Raw genomic sequence first — 16,316 nt, 5'->3', positions numbered from 1 at the left:
CTGGAGGGTGATATGACGTCTGCTTCTTGTTCAGGAGCAGGCAGTGAACCGCTTTATCATATACCTTCCGGACGACCGCGACTGGGTCAAGATACTGACCTCTTTGCAGAAGCTCGGAAGCCTCGAAACCGACCGCTCGCATATGGTGACGCTGGTCAGCCCCTTCGATACCGATCACATCGATGCCAAGCTGAAGGAAGGCCGCAAGTCCTACGTCCTCGTCAAGGTCGAGGGCGAGTTGCGCTATAACGTCCGCGACCACGCCGCGACCGCCGTTCTAGCGATCCATGTCGAAGTCTGAGCCTTCGCCGATCCCAATCAATCCTTAAGCCATAAAAAAATCCGGCCGCGTCTCCACGGCCGGATTTTTGTTTTGAACTGTTAGGCTTCTTAGAAGAAGCCGCGGCGCTGCCACCAGCCGGCCTTCTTCGGCTTGCCGTCGCCTTCGGCCTCGGCAGCCTCGCGGGTCGACTTCACGGTCGGCGCAGACGAGGAGATGTTCGATTCGCGGTTGGCACGGACCGGCTTTGCTTCTTCGGCCGCAGCGGCTTCAGCAGCAGGAGCGGCGAGATCGGCGGATGCTTCGACAGTCTCGGCTTCCGGCTCTGCAGCGGCTGCAGGCGCTTCTTCGGCGACAACAGGCTCTTCGACCGGCGATGCAGCTGCCTTGCGGCGGCCACGACCGCGACCCTTGGCAGGCTTGACCTCTTCGGTGACGAAGGCACCGGTTTCGACGGCTGCCATGGCGCCTTCGCCCTCGGCTGCATCAGTTGCAACGGCTTCGATCACTTCGGCCTGGGTTTCGACCGCGGCGGTCTCGCCGGCTTCAGCTTCCGACTCGGCGTCGCCTTCACCTTCACCGTCGGCGGCATCGGCGCTCAGTTCGCCGTTTTCGTCACGGTTGCGGCGTCCGCCACGCTTGCCACGGCGGCGGCGCTTGCGGCGCTGCTCGTTGTCGCTATCGCCTTCGGCGCGGGTTTCGGTTGCAGCGGCTTCATCGCCCTCTGCCTCGTCCTCATCGCCTTCCGTTTCGTCGGCGCCGTCTTCAGCGGAGGCTTCGAGGCCTGAAGCCTGGTCGCCATTGCCACCACGGCCACCACGACGGCGGCGGCGGCGCTTGCGCTTGCGGTTACCGCCTTCGCTGTCGCTTTCCGAACGCTGCTGGGCAGGGCGCTCGGCGCTGGCTGCCTTTTCTTCGAGCTCTTCGTCTTCTTCCTCGTCCATCTCGATCACGACATCGTCGTCGTCATCGTCGGGGATAGCCGCGAAGTTGAAGAGCGTTTCGATCTTGACCGGGTTCTCGACCGGCTCGCCACGATCGATCGCGAAATGCTGCGAACCGATGCTGTTGTCGGCACCGATGACGATCGCCACGCCGAAGCGGGTTTCGTAATCGACGATCGACTGGCGCTTGTGGTTGAGCAGGTAGAGCGCGATGTCAGGCGTGGTGCGTACCGTGATATCGTGCGTCGTGTTCTTGAGCAGATATTCCTCGATGCCGCGCAGGACGTGCAGGGCAACGGAGGACTGCGAACGGACGTGACCGGTGCCGCCGCAATGCGAGCAGACCTGCGTCGTCGATTCCAGAACCGAAGCGCGGATGCGCTGGCGCGACATTTCCAGAAGGCCGAAATGCGAGATGCGGCCGACCTGGATGCGGGCGCGGTCGTTCTTCAGGCATTCCTTCAGACGCTTCTCGACAGCGCGGTTGTTGCGCTTTTCTTCCATGTCGATGAAGTCGATGACGATCAGGCCGGCAAGGTCGCGAAGGCGAAGCTGGCGCGCCACTTCGTCGGCGGCTTCGAGGTTCGTCTGCAGCGCCGTGTCTTCGATCGAGTGCTCGCGCGTCGAACGGCCGGAGTTGACGTCGATCGAAACCAGCGCTTCCGTCTGGTTCATGATCAGGTAGCCGCCGGACTTCAGCGTCACCTGCGGCTGCAGCATGCGGTCGAGCTGTGCCTCGATGCCGGAGCGCGAGAAGATCGGGTGAATGTCGCGGTAAGGCTGAACCACCTTGGCGTGGCTCGGCATCAGCATCTTCATGAAGTCTTTCGCTTCACGGTAGCCTTCTTCGCCGGCAACGATGATCTCGCCGATATCCTTGTTGTAGAGGTCGCGGATCGAGCGCTTGATCAGCGATCCCTCTTCGTAAACCAGGCAGGGAGCCGTCGAGGCGAGCGTCAGCGTGCGGACGTTCTCCCACAGGCGCATCAGATATTCGAAGTCGCGCTTGACCTCGACCTTGGTGCGGTTGGCACCGGCGGTACGAAGGATCACGCCCATGCCCTGCGGCACTTCCAGCATGCGGGCGATTTCCTTCAGCCGCTTGCGATCCTGCGGGTTGGTGATCTTGCGCGAAATGCCGCCGCCACGCGCCGTGTTCGGCATCAGAACCGAGTAGCGGCCTGCGAGCGACAGATAGGTGGTGAGAGCCGCGCCCTTGTTGCCGCGCTCTTCCTTGGCGACCTGCACGAGCAGGATCTGGCGGCGCTTGATGACTTCCTGGATGCGGTACTGCTTGCGCGGACGGCGGGCTGCACGATCCGGCACTTCTTCCATCGCGTCTTCGGCGCCGACGGATTCGATCACTTCTTCTTCATGGTCGTGATCGTCGTCGTCATCGTCGTCATGGCCGCGGCGGCGGGAATCGACTTCTTCCGAGATCGAGTCGCTTTCGACCATTGCAGCCATCGAGCCGCCGTTCGAATCGTCGTCGCTGTCGACGGAAGCAACCGGTGCTTCGACATCGGTCGGAACGGCGTCTTCGGTCGCGGTGGTTTCGACAGCCTTCTTGCGGCTGCGGCGCGGCTTGGCCGCGGCCTTCTTCTTGGCCGGAGCGGCTTCTTCGGCAACCGGAGCTTCTGCCTCGGCCGGAGCCTCGGCTGCGACTTCCTCGGCAGGCTCGTCCTTGGCGACGATGCCGATATCGGGCTGCTCCTGGTTCGCCGGATCGTTCATCGGCGCGGTCTCGACATGCTCGACGTCGTCGTCGCGGCGATGCTCTTCAGCTTCGGCGCGCAGCAAGGCCTGACGGTCGGCCAGCGGGATCTGGTAGTAATCGGGATGGATTTCGGCAAAGGCCAGGAAGCCGTGCCGGTTGCCGCCGTAATCTACGAAAGCGGCCTGCAGCGAGGGCTCAACCCTCGTTACCTTAGCAAGATAGATGTTGCCGCGGATTTGCTTCTTGTGCTGCGACTCGAAGTCAAACTCTTCTATGCGGTTCCCGCGAACGACAACGACGCGCGTCTCTTCCTCGTGAGACGCGTCGATAAGCATTTTGTCTGCCATGTAAGCTGTGCTCCTCGGCGCAGCCCGATACGCGCATTCCCGCCGGTGTCTAGGACAGGCAGGGAACGGTTATGAGCGGTTGCGCCGGATAATGAAAGTCGCGATTGGTTCGGGAGGGTAGGCAGCAGCCAGGCAACAGCGGGGAAGATATTCTCCCGGGGCCTGTAGACTTTGGATAAAACCTGCTGCGACACCATTATGACCAAGCGAGATCGACAATACTAAGACCCGTAGGTCCGATGGGTTTGCTCCTCAGAGCGTTTGGTGGCTATCCACCGATGAAGTTTCCGCATACGCCGGAAAATTCAGAATCCAGTTCACTCGGCTAGAAACACATATGACGGCGGACGATTGCCGGTTGCGGCGCCAGGTCCTCGTGGGGTTGGCAGCCTTCGCGGCGACTCTATCCCGTCAGCACTTCTAACCTGAATTCGTTGTATGGTTTCTCTGTCACAATAGCAAGGGAAAAGCCAAATGTGCCATAATATTGATGGATTTCGGCACGCATAGAAAATCGGGGATAAACGGTCCTGATTCGGCATGCGCTGTGTTACAAGGCTCGGGGGAGCCTGACGGCGCTGGCGGGCGTCCGGGACCGATATGCAATGACAGATAGGGTGTGGCGGTCGATTGGTTAAGAGGGAGCGGCCCGCTAAAGGGCAATCCGGCAGGCGGATGAATGTTTTGGCGGGCGCGCTCGTTGCCGTCGCGCTGTGTCTTCATGTGGGACCTGCTTCGGCTGCCGATGGCGGCAAGCCCGAACCGCTGCTTGCCTATGGCGCACGTATCATCGGCGATGACGCCCGCACCCGCATCGTCGTCGATTTCGACCGCGAACCGGCTTTCTCCGTTCACTACATCGCCAATCCCGAGCGTATCGTCATCGACCTGCCGGCGACCGCCTTCGGCTTCGATGCCAAGCAGCTCGGTGCCCGCGGTCTCTTCAAGGATATCCGCTACGGCGCGATGGGCGAGGGCAGTGCCCGCATCGTGCTGACGGCGATCAAACCGGTGAAACTGGCGATCGCCAAGGTGCAGAAGGATGAGGACGGCAAGGGCCACCGCCTGGTGCTCGATGCCGAGATGACGACCAAGGAGGAATTCGCGGCCCTCGTCAAAGGCCAGTCTTGGAGCGATCCGGCCGATCAGCAGGTGACGAGCGCGATACCGGCCGGAGAGGCGCCGAAGCCCGGCGACTTCATCATTGCCGTCGATGCCGGTCACGGCGGCATCGATACCGGCGCGATCGGCGTCGACACCAAGACCGAGGAAAAGCAGGTGACGCTTGCCTTTGCCAAGGCGCTGGCCGACCGGCTGAACCGCGAGCCCGGCATCAAGGCCTTCCTCACCCGCGATAGCGACGAATTCCTGTCGCTTTCCGAGCGCGTGCAGCTTGCCCGCCAGCACCATGCCGGCCTGTTCATCTCGCTTCATGCCGATACGCTGAAGCAAAAGGATATCAGGGGCGCCACCGTCTACACGATCTCCGACAAGGCATCCGACAAGCTCGCCGCCGATCTTGCAGAGCGCGAAAACCTCTCCGACCAGATCGCAGGCAAGGAAACCGTTGCCGAGCCGCCTGAAGTCGCCGACATCCTGCTCGACCTGACGCGGCGCGAGACCCAGGCTTTCTCGATCTCGCTTGCCGAGAATGTGCTTGGCTCCTTCAAGGATCAGATCGGCACGATCAACAATCCGCACCGGCATGCCGGTTTCCAGGTCCTGCGCGCACCCGACGTGCCCTCTATCCTGCTGGAACTCGGCTTCCTCTCGAATGTCGAGGATGAGAAGCTTCTCCTCGACGACCAGTGGCGGCTGAAGATGGCCGATCTGCTGACCGATGCCGTAAAGCGATACCATTCGTCGGTTGCCGCCAATGGCGGCTGATGCCGTGGCGAAGATGTGACAGTTTGAGCGAAAGCTGAGGATGGCAGTGGAATGGGGCAGGGGAGCCCTATTTTGCTCACATTCAGGCCGTTACTCCCGGCTATGTTTCTGACCCGAGAGGCGGAATCGGCTTGTCGCAGTGCCGCGCATGGAGTAAGCCGCGCGCAACGTGTAAATTGCGCGATCTGATGCGATGATACCGCCTGCGCCGATTGAAGATTTGGAATACCGGTAGCCCAACATGATCAGACTTCTTGGATATTTCTTCGGCATTGCTTGCGTCATGTTTCTTGGCGCAGCAGCTGTCGTGGCCGTTTATCTGGCCAACGTCGCGAAGGATCTCCCCGATTACGCCGTGCTGAACAGCTATGCGCCGCCCGTGACCACCCGCGTTCACGCCGGTAACGGCGCGCTGATGGCCGAATATGCCAAGGAAAAGCGCCTGTTCCTGCCGATCCAGGCAATCCCGGACCGCGTCAAGGCTGCCTTCCTTTCGGCTGAAGACAAGAATTTCTACAACCATCCGGGCGTCGACCTCACCGGTCTCGGCCGCGCTATTCTCGTCAACGTCCAGAATTTCGGCTCCGGCCGCCGCCCGGTCGGCGCCTCGACGATTACCCAACAGGTCGCCAAGAACTTCCTTCTGACCTCGGACCAGACGATCGACCGCAAGATCAAGGAAGCGATCCTCTCCTTCCGCATCGAGCAGGCTTACAGCAAGGACAAGATCCTCGAGCTTTATCTGAACGAAATCTTCTTCGGCCTGAACTCCTACGGTATCGGTAGCGCAGCACTCACCTATTTCAACAAGTCGGTCACCGAACTGACGATCGCCGAATCCGCCTATCTGGCATCGCTGCCGAAGGGCCCGGCAAACTACCATCCGTTCCGCCACCCGGAAGCAGCGCTTGAGCGCCGCAACTGGGTCATCGATCGCATGGTCGAAAACGGCTATGTCAGCAAGGAAGACGGCGAAGAAGCCAAAAAGCAGCCGCTCGGCGTCACCGCCCGCAGCACCGGCCCGTCGCTCTTTGCTTCCGATTACTTCGCCGAAGCCGTTCGCCGTCAGCTGATCGACCAGTTCGGTGAGAAGGCGCTTTATGAAGGCGGTCTCTCGGTCCGCACCTCGCTCGATCCGCAGATGCAGCTGGCGGCCCGCCGCGCCCTGCAGGATGGTCTGACGACCTATGACGAGCGCCGCGGTTTCCACGGCCCGATCAAGACGATCGACACGACTGCCGACTGGGGCAAGGCTCTCGCCGACATTCCGGCCCTGTCGGACGTTCCCGAATGGCGCCTTGCCGTCGTTCTCGCCGTATCCGACGACAGCGTCGATATCGGCCTGCAGCCGCCGAAGGACGGTGGCGGCAAGATCGGCCCGGATCGCGAGCGCGGTACCATCCAGGCAAAGAACATGCAGTGGGCCTATCGCTCGTCGACTGGCGACCGCAAGACGGCGAAGTCGCCTGAGGGCGTTCTGTCGCCAGGCGACGTCGTCTATGTCGCGCGCCAGGGCGGTGAGACATCGACATCATACCGGCTGCAGCAGCCACCGAAGGTTCAGGGTGGCCTCGTTGCCATGGACCCGAAAACCGGCCGCGTTCTCGCCATGGCTGGCGGCTTCTCCTACGGCCAGTCGGAATTCAACCGTGCGACGCAGGCGATGCGCCAGCCGGGTTCCTCCTTCAAGCCTTTCGTCTACGCAGCCGCGATGGACAACGGCTATACGCCGGCCTCCGTCATCATGGACGCCCCGATCGAGATCGTCTCCGGCGGTCAGGTCTGGAAGCCTGAGAACTACGGCGGCGAAGTCGGCGGCCCCTCGACCCTGCGTTCGGGCATCGAGCATTCGCGCAACCTGATGACGGTCCGCCTCGCCAACGACCTTGGCATGAACATCGTTGCCGAATATGCCGAGCGCTTCGGCATTTACGACAAGATGCCGCCGCTGCTCGCCATGTCGCTCGGCTCCGGCGAAACCACCGTTCTGCGCATGGTCTCGGCCTATTCGGTCATTGCCAATGGCGGCAAGCAGATCAAGCCGACGCTGATCGACCGCATCCAGGACCGCTACGGCAAGACCATCTTCAAGCATGAAGAGCGCGTCTGCGACGGCTGCAATGCCGGCGACTGGCAGAACCAGGAAGAGCCGAACATCGTCGACAACCGCGAACAGGTTCTCGACCCGATGACCGCCTACCAGATCACCTCGATGATGCAGGGCGTCATCACCCGCGGTACCGCTGCAGGCAAGATCGATCTCGGCGGCCGCGATGTCGCCGGCAAGACCGGTACCACCAACGATGAAAAGGACGCCTGGTTCGTCGGCTTCACGCCGGATCTGGTCGCCGGTCTCTACATGGGCTTCGATACGCCGGCGCCGCTTGGCCGCGGCGGTACGGGTGGCGGCCTTTCGGCGCCGATCTTCAACGAGTTCATGCAGGCCGCCGTCAAGGACATGCCGCCGTCGAAATTCGTGATCCCGCAAGGCATGAACCTCGTCGCCATCGACCGCAAGACCGGCATGGCGGCGCAGGAAGGCGATCCGAACACGATCATCGAAGCCTTCAAGCCCGGCACCGGCCCGGCCGACAGCTTCTCGGTCATCGGCATGGACAGCACCATGTCTCCGGAAGAGATCCTGAAGACCTCGCCGCAGGCCAACCAGGCCGTTCAGTCGAACAGCGGCGGCCTCTACTAATCACCTTCGTCGAACGCCAGGCGGCGGCTGCGGGCTTTACATCCTCGGCCGCCGCAACTATTTGACGGGCCAGCTCAAGACCAACGCAAAGAAGCAGGAAAATGCGCGCGGAGATCATAAACGTAGTCGATGAAACCAAGCAGGCTATCACCCTGCTGAGGAGGCATCTTTGACTGGGACCAGGCGATAAGACGGCTGGACTGGTTGAACAACAAGGCAGAGGACCCGAACCTCTGGAACGATGCCCAGGAAGCACAGAAGCTGATGCGCGAGCGCCAGCAGCTGGATGACGGCATCAACGGCGTGCGGCAGCTCGAGCAGCAGCTGAACGACAATATCGAGCTCATCGAGATGGGTGAGGAAGAGGGCGATGCGAGCGTCGTCACCGAGGCCGAGGAAGCGCTGAAGGGCCTGAAGGCCGAAGCCGCGCGCCGCCAGGTCGAGGCCATGCTCTCGGGCGAAGCCGACAGCAACGATACCTATCTCGAAGTCCATTCCGGCGCCGGCGGCACGGAAAGCCAGGACTGGGCGAACATGCTTCTGCGCATGTACACTCGCTGGGCTGAGCGTTCGAAATTCAAGGTCGAGCTTCTGGAAGTCCATGACGGCGAAGAAGCGGGCATCAAGTCCGCGACCCTGCTCGTCAAGGGCCACAATGCCTATGGCTGGCTGAAGACGGAATCGGGCGTTCACCGCCTGGTGCGTATCTCGCCTTATGACAGCAACGCGCGCCGTCACACGTCCTTCTCGTCGATCTGGGTCTATCCCGTCGTCGATGACTCGATCAACATCGAGATTAACGAGAGCGACTGCCGCATCGATACCTACCGTTCCTCGGGCGCCGGCGGCCAGCACGTCAACACGACCGACTCGGCCGTGCGTATCACCCATATCCCGACCGGCATCGTGGTTGCCTGCCAGCAGGAACGCTCGCAGCACAAGAACCGCGCCAAGGCCTGGGACATGCTGCGTGCCCGTATGTACGAAGCGGAACTGAAGAAGCGGGAAGACGCCGCCAGCGCCGAAGCCGCATCGAAGACCGATATCGGCTGGGCCACCAGATCCGCTCCTACGTCCTGCAGCCGTACCAGCTGGTCAAGGACCTGCGCACCGGCGTTGCCAGCACCGCTCCGGGCGATGTTCTCGACGGCGAACTCAACGAGTTCATGGAAGCGGCTCTCGCGCATCGCATCAGCGGCAAGCCCGACGCCGTCGTCGACGATATCGATTGATCGCTGCAGGCATGTGAATAAAGAAAGCCCCGGTCTCCCGGGGCTTTTTCGTTCTAGAGGTTCAGGCGGAAATAGACGCCGTTGCGATGCGGCCGGTAGTAACGGTCGTGATATCGCCAGTAGCGATGCTCCCGCCAGCGCCGCTCGGCGCGCCAGTCACGATAGTGGTGCCGATTATAGCGCCAGCCATGGCGGTAATAGTAACGATGGTTGTTCCGGTAGTGACGGTGCCGGACCTGAACGACATCGCTCTTTTCCACAGCCACACCTGGCGCCTGCGACCGCGGCATGGCCGAGACAGGCTCCGCTGCAACGAAGGCCGAGCCGATCGAAAGAACGGCCGCAATGGCAAAATGGGCGATTTTCATAACGCATCTCCTTGGTAGTTCATGCCCAAGGTTGGCCCTCGCGGCCTGAACTCGCTCTGAAGACGGGCTTCATGTTAGGTTCATGCGGAGGGAGGCGGCGCGCAGAACGGTTGCCGACATCAATTCTGCCGAGCTTGCGTTGCTCGACCGAAACCGATGTCGCCAGTGTGGGCGGGGCGCCACCTGGCCAATGCAGCCGTTCCAGCGGCAAGGCACAACAATCCACCGAGCGAAGCCATCCATCCCACAGTTTCCTGTTTCGTCGGCGGCATCGAGATGACGGTGTTGTGGGCACCCGGAGGAATGCTGATCACGACGACTGGCTCGTCGTCGCTCAAGATGCCGGCATCCTGCATCGGACCGCCATCCTGGCTGTATTGCCATCCGGTATAGGCGAACTGCCTGATCGCGACGCGCATCTCCTCCGGTGAACTGGTTGCCAGCTCGATCCGCCGCGGCTTCCATTGCGTCACGTCGATATCGCCACTGCCGGAGAGCGCCAGCGTTCGTGCATTGCCGGGAAAATGCGCCTCCAGCAACTTAATGTCACCCAGCTGATATTCTGGGGCATCTGTCGTGTCTTCGATGAGCGCCTCCCGCACCCGCCCTGAATCGCCGCCATACACGATGCAAAAGATATAAAGCGCGGCGTTGATCGCCAGCATCAGCCCTATTGCAAAGAAGACGCTCCTATGCGCTACGGCGCCTACTGCCGTGGCCGGGACGTTTGCCTTGTCGATCGCGTAGGCGCAGAGGATGGCAATCGCAAGCGCCTGGATCGACAGCAGTCTCCAGGGAAACTGAATGCGGTTGAGCGGCGTGTTGAGGCTCCAGAGCGGTTCGCTGATATCGGTCGTCATGATGACCGACACGATCATGAGGATTAGCGGGAAAGTGAGACGAGACGTGAACAGGCCCGTCCGCTCTCGGGTGACTGCATTGCGAAACAGATCGATCGCCACGCCGACTTGCGCGACAGCCGCCACAATGACCATGACCATGATCGGAATATCGGGCCAGACGTTTCGCCCCAGCAGCCATTTCGTCGAGACCAGTAACCCGCCAAACAGCTTTTCGCTGCGAATCATGTTCACCTGCGTCAGCGCCGTGCCAAGATACGCGCCGCAAAGCAACATGGCCGTCGCCGCGGCAGCGAGAAACAGGAGGCAGGGAGCAAGGCTCCTCTGCCGCCACGCTGCGAGAGCCGCATAGAGGCCGACGACCGGCACGGTGATCAGCACCGAGGGCGCATGCAGCAGGATCGCGCAGGCGAGCGACAATACAAGCCCGGCAAAGGCGGCATGAACCTTGTGAAAGAAATGGTCTACGGCCAGCAAGGCGAAGGGCAACGGCGCAAACGACCAGACCTCGGCAAAGGCGCCACGGAAATAGGTATCGATGAATAAATGATAGGGCGCTAGCGTATAGGCGATGGCGCCCCATATCGGCGCCGAGCGGCTCGCTGTGTGGTTCTTGAGCCAGAGAAACGTGCCGAACGCCCCGGCGAATATCGCCACGGTGACGGACAGTGCGATCCGGTAGGACGTCCATTCGGTGCCGGGGGCAAGCGGATAGGCCAGCGCCGCAAACATCTGCGAAAGCGGCGGGTAGATGAAAAACACCGGGCTGCCGAAGCCCTTGTTCATATCCGGAAGCCAGCGCGGGAAAATATCGCCGCTCCAGAACACCGGCGCATAGGCTGCCTGCCAGCGGGCGTGGATCAGCGCATCCTGGCCGCGTAGGATATCGCCGAAACCGAGCGCCGGCAGCATCACGGCGACAGAAACTACAAGAAGAATGATGGCGGCACTTGTGATGCCGCCTTTGCTTTCGCGCTTGCCCGCCGATTTACCGTCGATGCCGCTCAATCGAAAACCTTCCTGATCGCCCGATCATGACAGGCATGCCCGGGTTTTGATTCTCATTCAGTGAGCTTGAGGTTGAGGCCTGCCATCGGGCAGTGTCAAGTTCGCGGCGCACTGTCTCGAAGGTTCTTGAGACGGCGATCGCAACACCAATTTCTGGAAGGAAGTGGTGCCCCCGGCAGGGTTCGAACCCGCGACCCCCTGATTACAAATCAGGTGCTCTACCAACTGAGCTACAAGGGCATTGCGTGCCAACTAGCAGATTCTGTCCCTGTGTAAAGGCAAAATCCGGCATCGGCGCGAATTCGTGAACGGTGGACCGTGCCGTGCCGATATATTGCACCGTACCGGGCGAACACATCACCGCGCAAAACACCTTGTCGCACAAGCCCTTTATCCTTTAGCTAGGCGAGCATCATAAAGGGCATTGCATGGGCCGGTCATTTCAGACGCTTGGTTTTCTGGCATCTTCCGCCACCGAGGCGCTGGCGGCGCGTGAGGAATTGATTCGCATCTATGGCGATGTGCCGGCCGAGGAGGCCGATGTCATTGTCGCGCTTGGCGGCGATGGCTTCATGCTGCAGACGCTGCACGGTACGATGAACAGCGGCAAGTTGGTTTACGGCATGAACCGCGGTTCCGTCGGCTTCCTGATGAACGATTACAAGACGGAGGATCTGCAGGATCGTATCTGCGCTGCCGTCGAGAATGTCTTCCGTCCGCTGCAGATGACGACAGCCAATGCCGATGGCACCAATTCGACAGCACTTGCGATCAACGAGGTCTCGCTGTTTCGCCAGTCCTACCAGGCGGCCAAGCTGCGGGTTGAGGTTGATGGCCATGTGCGGCTCGAAGAGCTGATCTGTGACGGCCTGATGGTGGCAACGCCGGCGGGCTCGACGGCCTATAATCTCTCGGCTCATGGTCCGATCCTGCCGCTGGAGGCGCCGCTTCTGGCGATGACGCCGGTGAGCGCCTTCCGTCCGCGGCGCTGGCGCGGCGCGCTGCTGCCGAACAAGGTGACGGTCGATATCCATATTCTGGAAGCGGAGAAGCGGCCGGTGAATGCCGTTGCCGATAATTCCGAGGTCAAGTCGGTGCTGCATGTGCGCATCGCCCAGTCGGAACATATGACAGCACGCATCCTCTCCGATCCGGACCGCTCCTGGTCCGACCGCATTCTGGCAGAACAATTCGAGGATTGAGATGAGAGCCGCAAACTTACTTCTGGCCGCCGCTCTTTTTTCAAGCGCGGGCATAGCGGTTGCAGCACCAGCCGCCGATACAATCCTGCCGTCGTCGATCACCTTTGCGACGAGCACCGGCTACTGGGAAGAGGCGAAGGGCGAGATTGCCATCGAGCGCGCGCCAGGTGCAGCCCAGCCGGCTGCCATCAGTGCGGAGCCGCGGCACGGCTACTACAAGATCTTCGCCGTCCGTCAGCCGGACCGCACGTCCAAGGTCTACCTGCAGCAGATTGCCCAGGCCGACGAAGGCCCCGAGGTCGTTTCCACGCTCGAGCTGCATGAGTTCACCGACATCAAGCCCTATGTGACCGATATCCGTCCGGAGAATTCCACCGGCATCATCAAGCAGCCGGGCCTCTTCGCCACGGTCTACCTGAAGACCGATCCGGATGCCGAGCCCGACGGCTGGACCGTGATGATCGACGAGTTCGGCGAGATCACCGTCGAGAAGGCCAGCAACTGACAGCAGAAAGCCCCGGTCATGCCGGGGCTTTGCACATCAGGTGATGGATTTCAGGTCTACTGCTGCACAGGCTCGTTGATGCTAGCCTCGATCTTGGCGCCGTTGCCGGTCTGTCCGGCGCCGGATGGCGTCATCATCACGATGCTGAGCACCGAGCCGACCATCAGAACTACGACCACGATCATGATTCGCATGCGGTTTTCCTTGCGTTAATCTGCGAGGCAAACGCGCGGTGCGGTTTGTGGTTCCAGGCGCCTATTGCGCAGGAGCAGGCGCTGTGGGGTCGGTAACGGCAGGTGGCGAGGGCGCCAGCGGGTCGGATTGCCGTGTCGGCTGGGAGGGATCGACCCAGACCAGACTGAGGATGATGCCGACGAAAACTGCGATGAACAGAATGCCGAACAGGAGGGGCCGGATTGCCATGCCGGAGTGCTTCCTTCTCGCTTGCCGTTTCGGTCCGGCGGCTTCTAGCCGCCGCATGCGTTCATTTTGAGTCCGCCGGCGGATCTCTCCTATTTCGCCAGATAAAGCCGCGCCGCATAGAGCGCGATCGCTGCCGCGTTCGAGACGTTGAGCGATTTGATCGCGCCCGGCATGTCGAGCCGCGCCAGGGCATTGACCGTCTCGCGCGTCTTCTGCCGCAGGCCCTTGCCCTCGGAGCCGAGAACGAGTGCCACTTTCTCTCCGGTAAAGGTCCCTTCGAGCGGCGCCGGTCCTTCCGAATCAAGCCCGATCGTCACGAAGCCGAGCTTGTGCAGCTCGCCCACCGCATCGGCGAGATTGGTGATCTGTATATAAGGAATGAGTTCGAGGGCGCCGGAGGCCGATTTTGCCATCACGCCCGATTCGGTCGGGCTGTGCCGCTGCGTGGTGATCACGGCACCGGCATTGAAGGCGACGGCCGAGCGCATGATGGCGCCAACATTGTGCGGATCGGTCACCTGGTCGAGAACCAGAAGCAGCGGGCTGTCCTTCAGCGCTTCCAGCCGGCGTACGGGCAGGGGCCGCGTTTCCAGCATGACGCCCTGGTGGATGGCGTCGGGGCCAAGCATCTTGTCGATATCATGCGGCGCCACCATCTCGACCGGAATGCCGAGTGTCTCGGGATCGATCTCCAGGCGGGCGAGCGCATTCTGCGTCACCGAAAGCTTGATGTTGCGTCGCTCTTTATTGTCGAGCGCGGCGCGCACTGTATGCAGGCCATAGAGATAGACCTGTTCGGGCGCCAGAACCGGCGGCTTCCAGTCGTCGCCGCCGCGCTTGCGCTTTTGCGGGGCAGGGGTGGGGATCTCGCCACGCTCGCGTTTTGCATCGCGGTGCTGGCGGCGCAGCGTTGCGTAATGCGTGTCGCGCGGGGTTTTTTCGGTTGCGGGCTTGCCGCCGGATTTGTTGTCTTTGCTCATGCGGCTTTATAGCGGCGCGATCTCGCTGCGCATAGGTCTCATTCGTCTCCCGGCCTTTCAACAGGCAATGAATTTTTTCACATTTTTTCTTTTGTCTTCGTGTTGACATGTGAAAACGCACCGGTCATATACGCGGCGCAGATCGAGGGCGGCGACGCCAAACGATCGCAAGCTTGGTCTTCCGATCCAGACGAAAAGTTATGGAGAGATGCCCGAGTGGTTAAAGGGGACGGACTGTAAATCCGTTGGCTCAGCCTACGTTGGTTCAAATCCAACTCTCTCCACCATTCGTCTCGATCGGACCAATCCCGCGGGTATAGCTCAATGGTAGAGCAGCAGCCTTCCAAGCTGAATACGCGGGTTCGATTCCCGCTACCCGCTCCAGGTTTTCTTTTCATTTTCAAATAATTCTGCAGTCTCGAGCGGCATCGATCTTGTGCGCCGAAGATTGTCTCCCATATGGGCAGCAAAGCCCGGAAGACCGTTCGCAATTAGGTCTTGCGCAATCCCGCCGAAAGCCTTAAACGGCGGCACTAAACCGGTTCGCCGGGGTCACCCATTTCGTTCACAGGAAGCATTCAAATGGCAAAGAGTAAGTTTGAGCGCAACAAGCCGCACGTAAACATCGGCACGATCGGCCACGTTGACCACGGCAAGACGTCTCTGACGGCAGCGATCACGAAGTATTTCGGCGAGTTCAAGGCGTACGACCAGATCGACGCTGCTCCGGAAGAAAAGGCACGCGGCATCACCATCTCGACGGCACACGTCGAGTATGAGACCCCGAACCGCCACTACGCGCACGTCGACTGCCCCGGCCACGCCGACTACGTCAAGAACATGATCACCGGTGCCGCACAGATGGACGGCGCGATCCTGGTTTGCTCTGCTGCTGACGGCCCGATGCCGCAGACCCGCGAGCACATCCTGCTCGCTCGCCAGGTTGGCGTTCCGGCTATCGTCGTGTTCCTCAACAAGGTCGACCAGGTTGACGACGCCGAGCTTCTCGAACTCGTCGAGCTCGAAGTTCGCGAACTGCTGTCGTCCTACGACTTCCCGGGCGACGACATCCCGGTCGTCAAGGGTTCGGCTCTGGCCGCTCTCGAAGATTCCGACAAGAAGATCGGCGAAGACGCGATCCGCGAGCTGATGGCTCAGGTCGACGCCTACATCCCGACGCCTGAGCGTCCGGTTGACCAGCCGTTCCTGATGCCGATCGAAGACGTGTTCTCGATCTCGGGCCGCGGTACGGTTGTTACGGGCCGCGTCGAGCGTGGTATCGTCAAGGTTGGCGAAGAAGTCGAAATCGTCGGCATCCGCGCGACTTCGAAGACGACGGTTACCGGCGTTGAAATGTTCCGCAAGCTGCTCGATCAGGGCCAGGCCGGCGACAACATCGGCGCTCTGGTTCGCGGTGTTAACCGTGACGGCGTCGAGCGTGGTCAGATCCTGTGCAAGCCGGGTTCGGTCAAGCCGCACAAGAAGTTCAAGGCAGAAGCCTACATCCTGACGAAGGAAGAAGGCGGCCGTCATACGCCGTTCTTCACCAACTACCGTCCGCAGTTCTACTTCCGCACGACGGACGTGACGGGCATCGTGACGCTGCCGGAAGGCACGGAAATGGTTATGCCGGGCGACAACGTCACGGTTGACGTCGAGCTGATCGTTCCGATCGCGATGGAAGAAAAGCTGCGCTTCGCTATCCGCGAAGGCGGCCGTACCGTCGGCGCCGGCATCGTTGCCTCGATCGTCGAGTAATCGACTGTCGCATTGAATAAAGAGGGCCTCGCTGGAAACAGCGGGGCCTTTTTCGTTTTTGTTGACTTCGATTGGTATCATCGTATGATACTAATGCGAGCCGC

General features: G+C 61.1%; 12 protein-coding genes, 3 tRNA genes and 1 pseudogene. 9 read left to right on the top strand and 7 right to left on the bottom strand.

Annotated features, from left to right (window positions below):
- Positions 1-43: 43 nt before the first annotated feature.
- Entirely contained in the window at positions 44-301 is a 258-nt protein-coding gene (locus F2982_RS01630) for a hypothetical protein (RefSeq protein WP_112720416.1), read from the top strand.
- An 89-nt stretch (positions 302-390) separates the two neighbouring features.
- On the opposite strand, the gene F2982_RS01625 is transcribed toward F2982_RS01630, so the two are convergent.
- Positions 391-3,288, bottom strand: a complete 2,898-nt coding sequence (locus tag F2982_RS01625; RefSeq protein WP_203429042.1) for a ribonuclease E/G — start codon at positions 3,286-3,288, stop codon at positions 391-393.
- Positions 3,289-3,963: 675 nt separating this feature from the next.
- Here F2982_RS01625 and F2982_RS01620 point away from each other — a divergent pair.
- The 3 genes and pseudogenes from F2982_RS01620 to prfB all read left to right on the top strand — a co-directional run bounded on the left by F2982_RS01620 (position 3,964) and on the right by prfB (position 9,108).
- Positions 3,964-5,175 (top strand): N-acetylmuramoyl-L-alanine amidase, encoded by a 1,212-nt coding sequence (locus tag F2982_RS01620; protein WP_203429041.1) that lies wholly within the window; start codon positions 3,964-3,966, stop codon positions 5,173-5,175.
- Positions 5,176-5,416: 241 nt separating this feature from the next.
- Positions 5,417-7,876: a penicillin-binding protein 1A gene (locus F2982_RS01615; protein WP_112720413.1), complete on the top strand. Its 2,460-nt coding sequence runs from the start codon at positions 5,417-5,419 to the stop codon at positions 7,874-7,876.
- A 101-nt stretch (positions 7,877-7,977) separates the two neighbouring features.
- Positions 7,978-9,108 (top strand): annotated as a pseudogene (gene prfB / locus F2982_RS01610) (peptide chain release factor 2).
- Between the two features lie 53 nt (positions 9,109-9,161).
- Here prfB and F2982_RS01605 read toward each other — a convergent pair.
- From F2982_RS01605 to F2982_RS01595, 3 genes are all read right to left on the bottom strand, one after another.
- Positions 9,162-9,476, bottom strand: a complete 315-nt coding sequence (locus tag F2982_RS01605; RefSeq protein ID WP_203429040.1) for a hypothetical protein — start codon at positions 9,474-9,476, stop codon at positions 9,162-9,164.
- Positions 9,477-9,595: 119 nt separating this feature from the next.
- Positions 9,596-11,344 (bottom strand): hypothetical protein, encoded by a 1,749-nt coding sequence (locus tag F2982_RS01600; protein ID WP_203429039.1) that lies wholly within the window; start codon positions 11,342-11,344, stop codon positions 9,596-9,598.
- A 164-nt stretch (positions 11,345-11,508) separates the two neighbouring features.
- A tRNA-Thr gene (locus tag F2982_RS01595) sits at positions 11,509-11,584 on the bottom strand.
- A gap of 188 nt (positions 11,585-11,772) precedes the next feature.
- Here F2982_RS01595 and F2982_RS01590 point away from each other — a divergent pair.
- Positions 11,773-12,546 carry an NAD kinase gene (locus F2982_RS01590; RefSeq protein WP_112720409.1) on the top strand — a complete coding sequence of 258 codons (774 nt, stop codon included), beginning with the start codon at positions 11,773-11,775 and terminating at the stop codon, positions 12,544-12,546.
- A 1-nt stretch (position 12,547) separates the two neighbouring features.
- Positions 12,548-13,051, top strand: coding sequence for a hypothetical protein (locus F2982_RS01585; RefSeq protein WP_203429038.1), 504 nt, complete (start codon positions 12,548-12,550; stop codon positions 13,049-13,051).
- Positions 13,052-13,107: 56 nt separating this feature from the next.
- Here the strand turns inward: F2982_RS01585 and F2982_RS01580 are convergent, their stop codons facing one another.
- The 3 genes from F2982_RS01580 to rlmB all read right to left on the bottom strand — a co-directional run bounded on the left by F2982_RS01580 (position 13,108) and on the right by rlmB (position 14,454).
- The gene (locus F2982_RS01580) at positions 13,108-13,245 is read right to left on the bottom strand and encodes a hypothetical protein (protein ID WP_165402738.1); all 138 of its coding nucleotides are present in this window, start codon (positions 13,243-13,245) and stop codon (positions 13,108-13,110) included.
- 61 nt (positions 13,246-13,306) lie between these two features.
- Positions 13,307-13,474: a hypothetical protein gene (locus F2982_RS01575; RefSeq protein WP_199628677.1), complete on the bottom strand. Its 168-nt coding sequence runs from the start codon at positions 13,472-13,474 to the stop codon at positions 13,307-13,309.
- Positions 13,475-13,563: 89 nt separating this feature from the next.
- On the bottom strand, positions 13,564-14,454 hold the full coding sequence (gene rlmB / locus F2982_RS01570; protein ID WP_203429037.1) for a 23S rRNA (guanosine(2251)-2'-O)-methyltransferase RlmB: 891 nt from the start codon (positions 14,452-14,454) through the stop codon (positions 13,564-13,566).
- Positions 14,455-14,656: 202 nt separating this feature from the next.
- Here rlmB and F2982_RS01565 point away from each other — a divergent pair.
- From F2982_RS01565 to tuf, 3 genes are all read left to right on the top strand, one after another.
- Positions 14,657-14,741, top strand: a tRNA-Tyr gene (locus F2982_RS01565).
- Between the two features lie 23 nt (positions 14,742-14,764).
- Positions 14,765-14,838, top strand: a tRNA-Gly gene (locus F2982_RS01560).
- A 198-nt stretch (positions 14,839-15,036) separates the two neighbouring features.
- Entirely contained in the window at positions 15,037-16,212 is a 1,176-nt protein-coding gene (gene tuf / locus F2982_RS01555) for an elongation factor Tu (protein WP_130282487.1), read from the top strand.
- Positions 16,213-16,316 lie beyond the last annotated feature (104 nt).

This window comes from Rhizobium sp. BG4 (genome assembly GCF_016864575.1).
Classification (GTDB): domain Bacteria; phylum Pseudomonadota; class Alphaproteobacteria; order Rhizobiales; family Rhizobiaceae; genus Rhizobium.
The sequence above is the reverse complement of the archived record's forward strand: the minus strand, read 5'-3'. Positions and strand labels throughout refer to the sequence as shown.

Coding starts and splice junctions, on each gene's coding strand:
- F2982_RS01620 (WP_203429041.1), top strand. CDS start 3,964: ATGAATGTTTTGGCGGGCGCGCTCGTTGCCGTCGCGCTGTGTCTTCAT.
- rlmB (WP_203429037.1), bottom strand. CDS start 14,454: ATGAGCAAAGACAACAAATCCGGCGGCAAGCCCGCAACCGAAAAAACC.
- F2982_RS01575 (WP_199628677.1), bottom strand. CDS start 13,474: ATGGCAATCCGGCCCCTCCTGTTCGGCATTCTGTTCATCGCAGTTTTC.
- F2982_RS01615 (WP_112720413.1), top strand. CDS start 5,417: ATGATCAGACTTCTTGGATATTTCTTCGGCATTGCTTGCGTCATGTTT.
- F2982_RS01590 (WP_112720409.1), top strand. CDS start 11,773: ATGGGCCGGTCATTTCAGACGCTTGGTTTTCTGGCATCTTCCGCCACC.
- F2982_RS01605 (WP_203429040.1), bottom strand. CDS start 9,476: ATGAAAATCGCCCATTTTGCCATTGCGGCCGTTCTTTCGATCGGCTCG.
- F2982_RS01625 (WP_203429042.1), bottom strand. CDS start 3,288: ATGGCAGACAAAATGCTTATCGACGCGTCTCACGAGGAAGAGACGCGC.
- F2982_RS01585 (WP_203429038.1), top strand. CDS start 12,548: ATGAGAGCCGCAAACTTACTTCTGGCCGCCGCTCTTTTTTCAAGCGCG.
- F2982_RS01580 (WP_165402738.1), bottom strand. CDS start 13,245: ATGCGAATCATGATCGTGGTCGTAGTTCTGATGGTCGGCTCGGTGCTC.
- tuf (WP_130282487.1), top strand. CDS start 15,037: ATGGCAAAGAGTAAGTTTGAGCGCAACAAGCCGCACGTAAACATCGGC.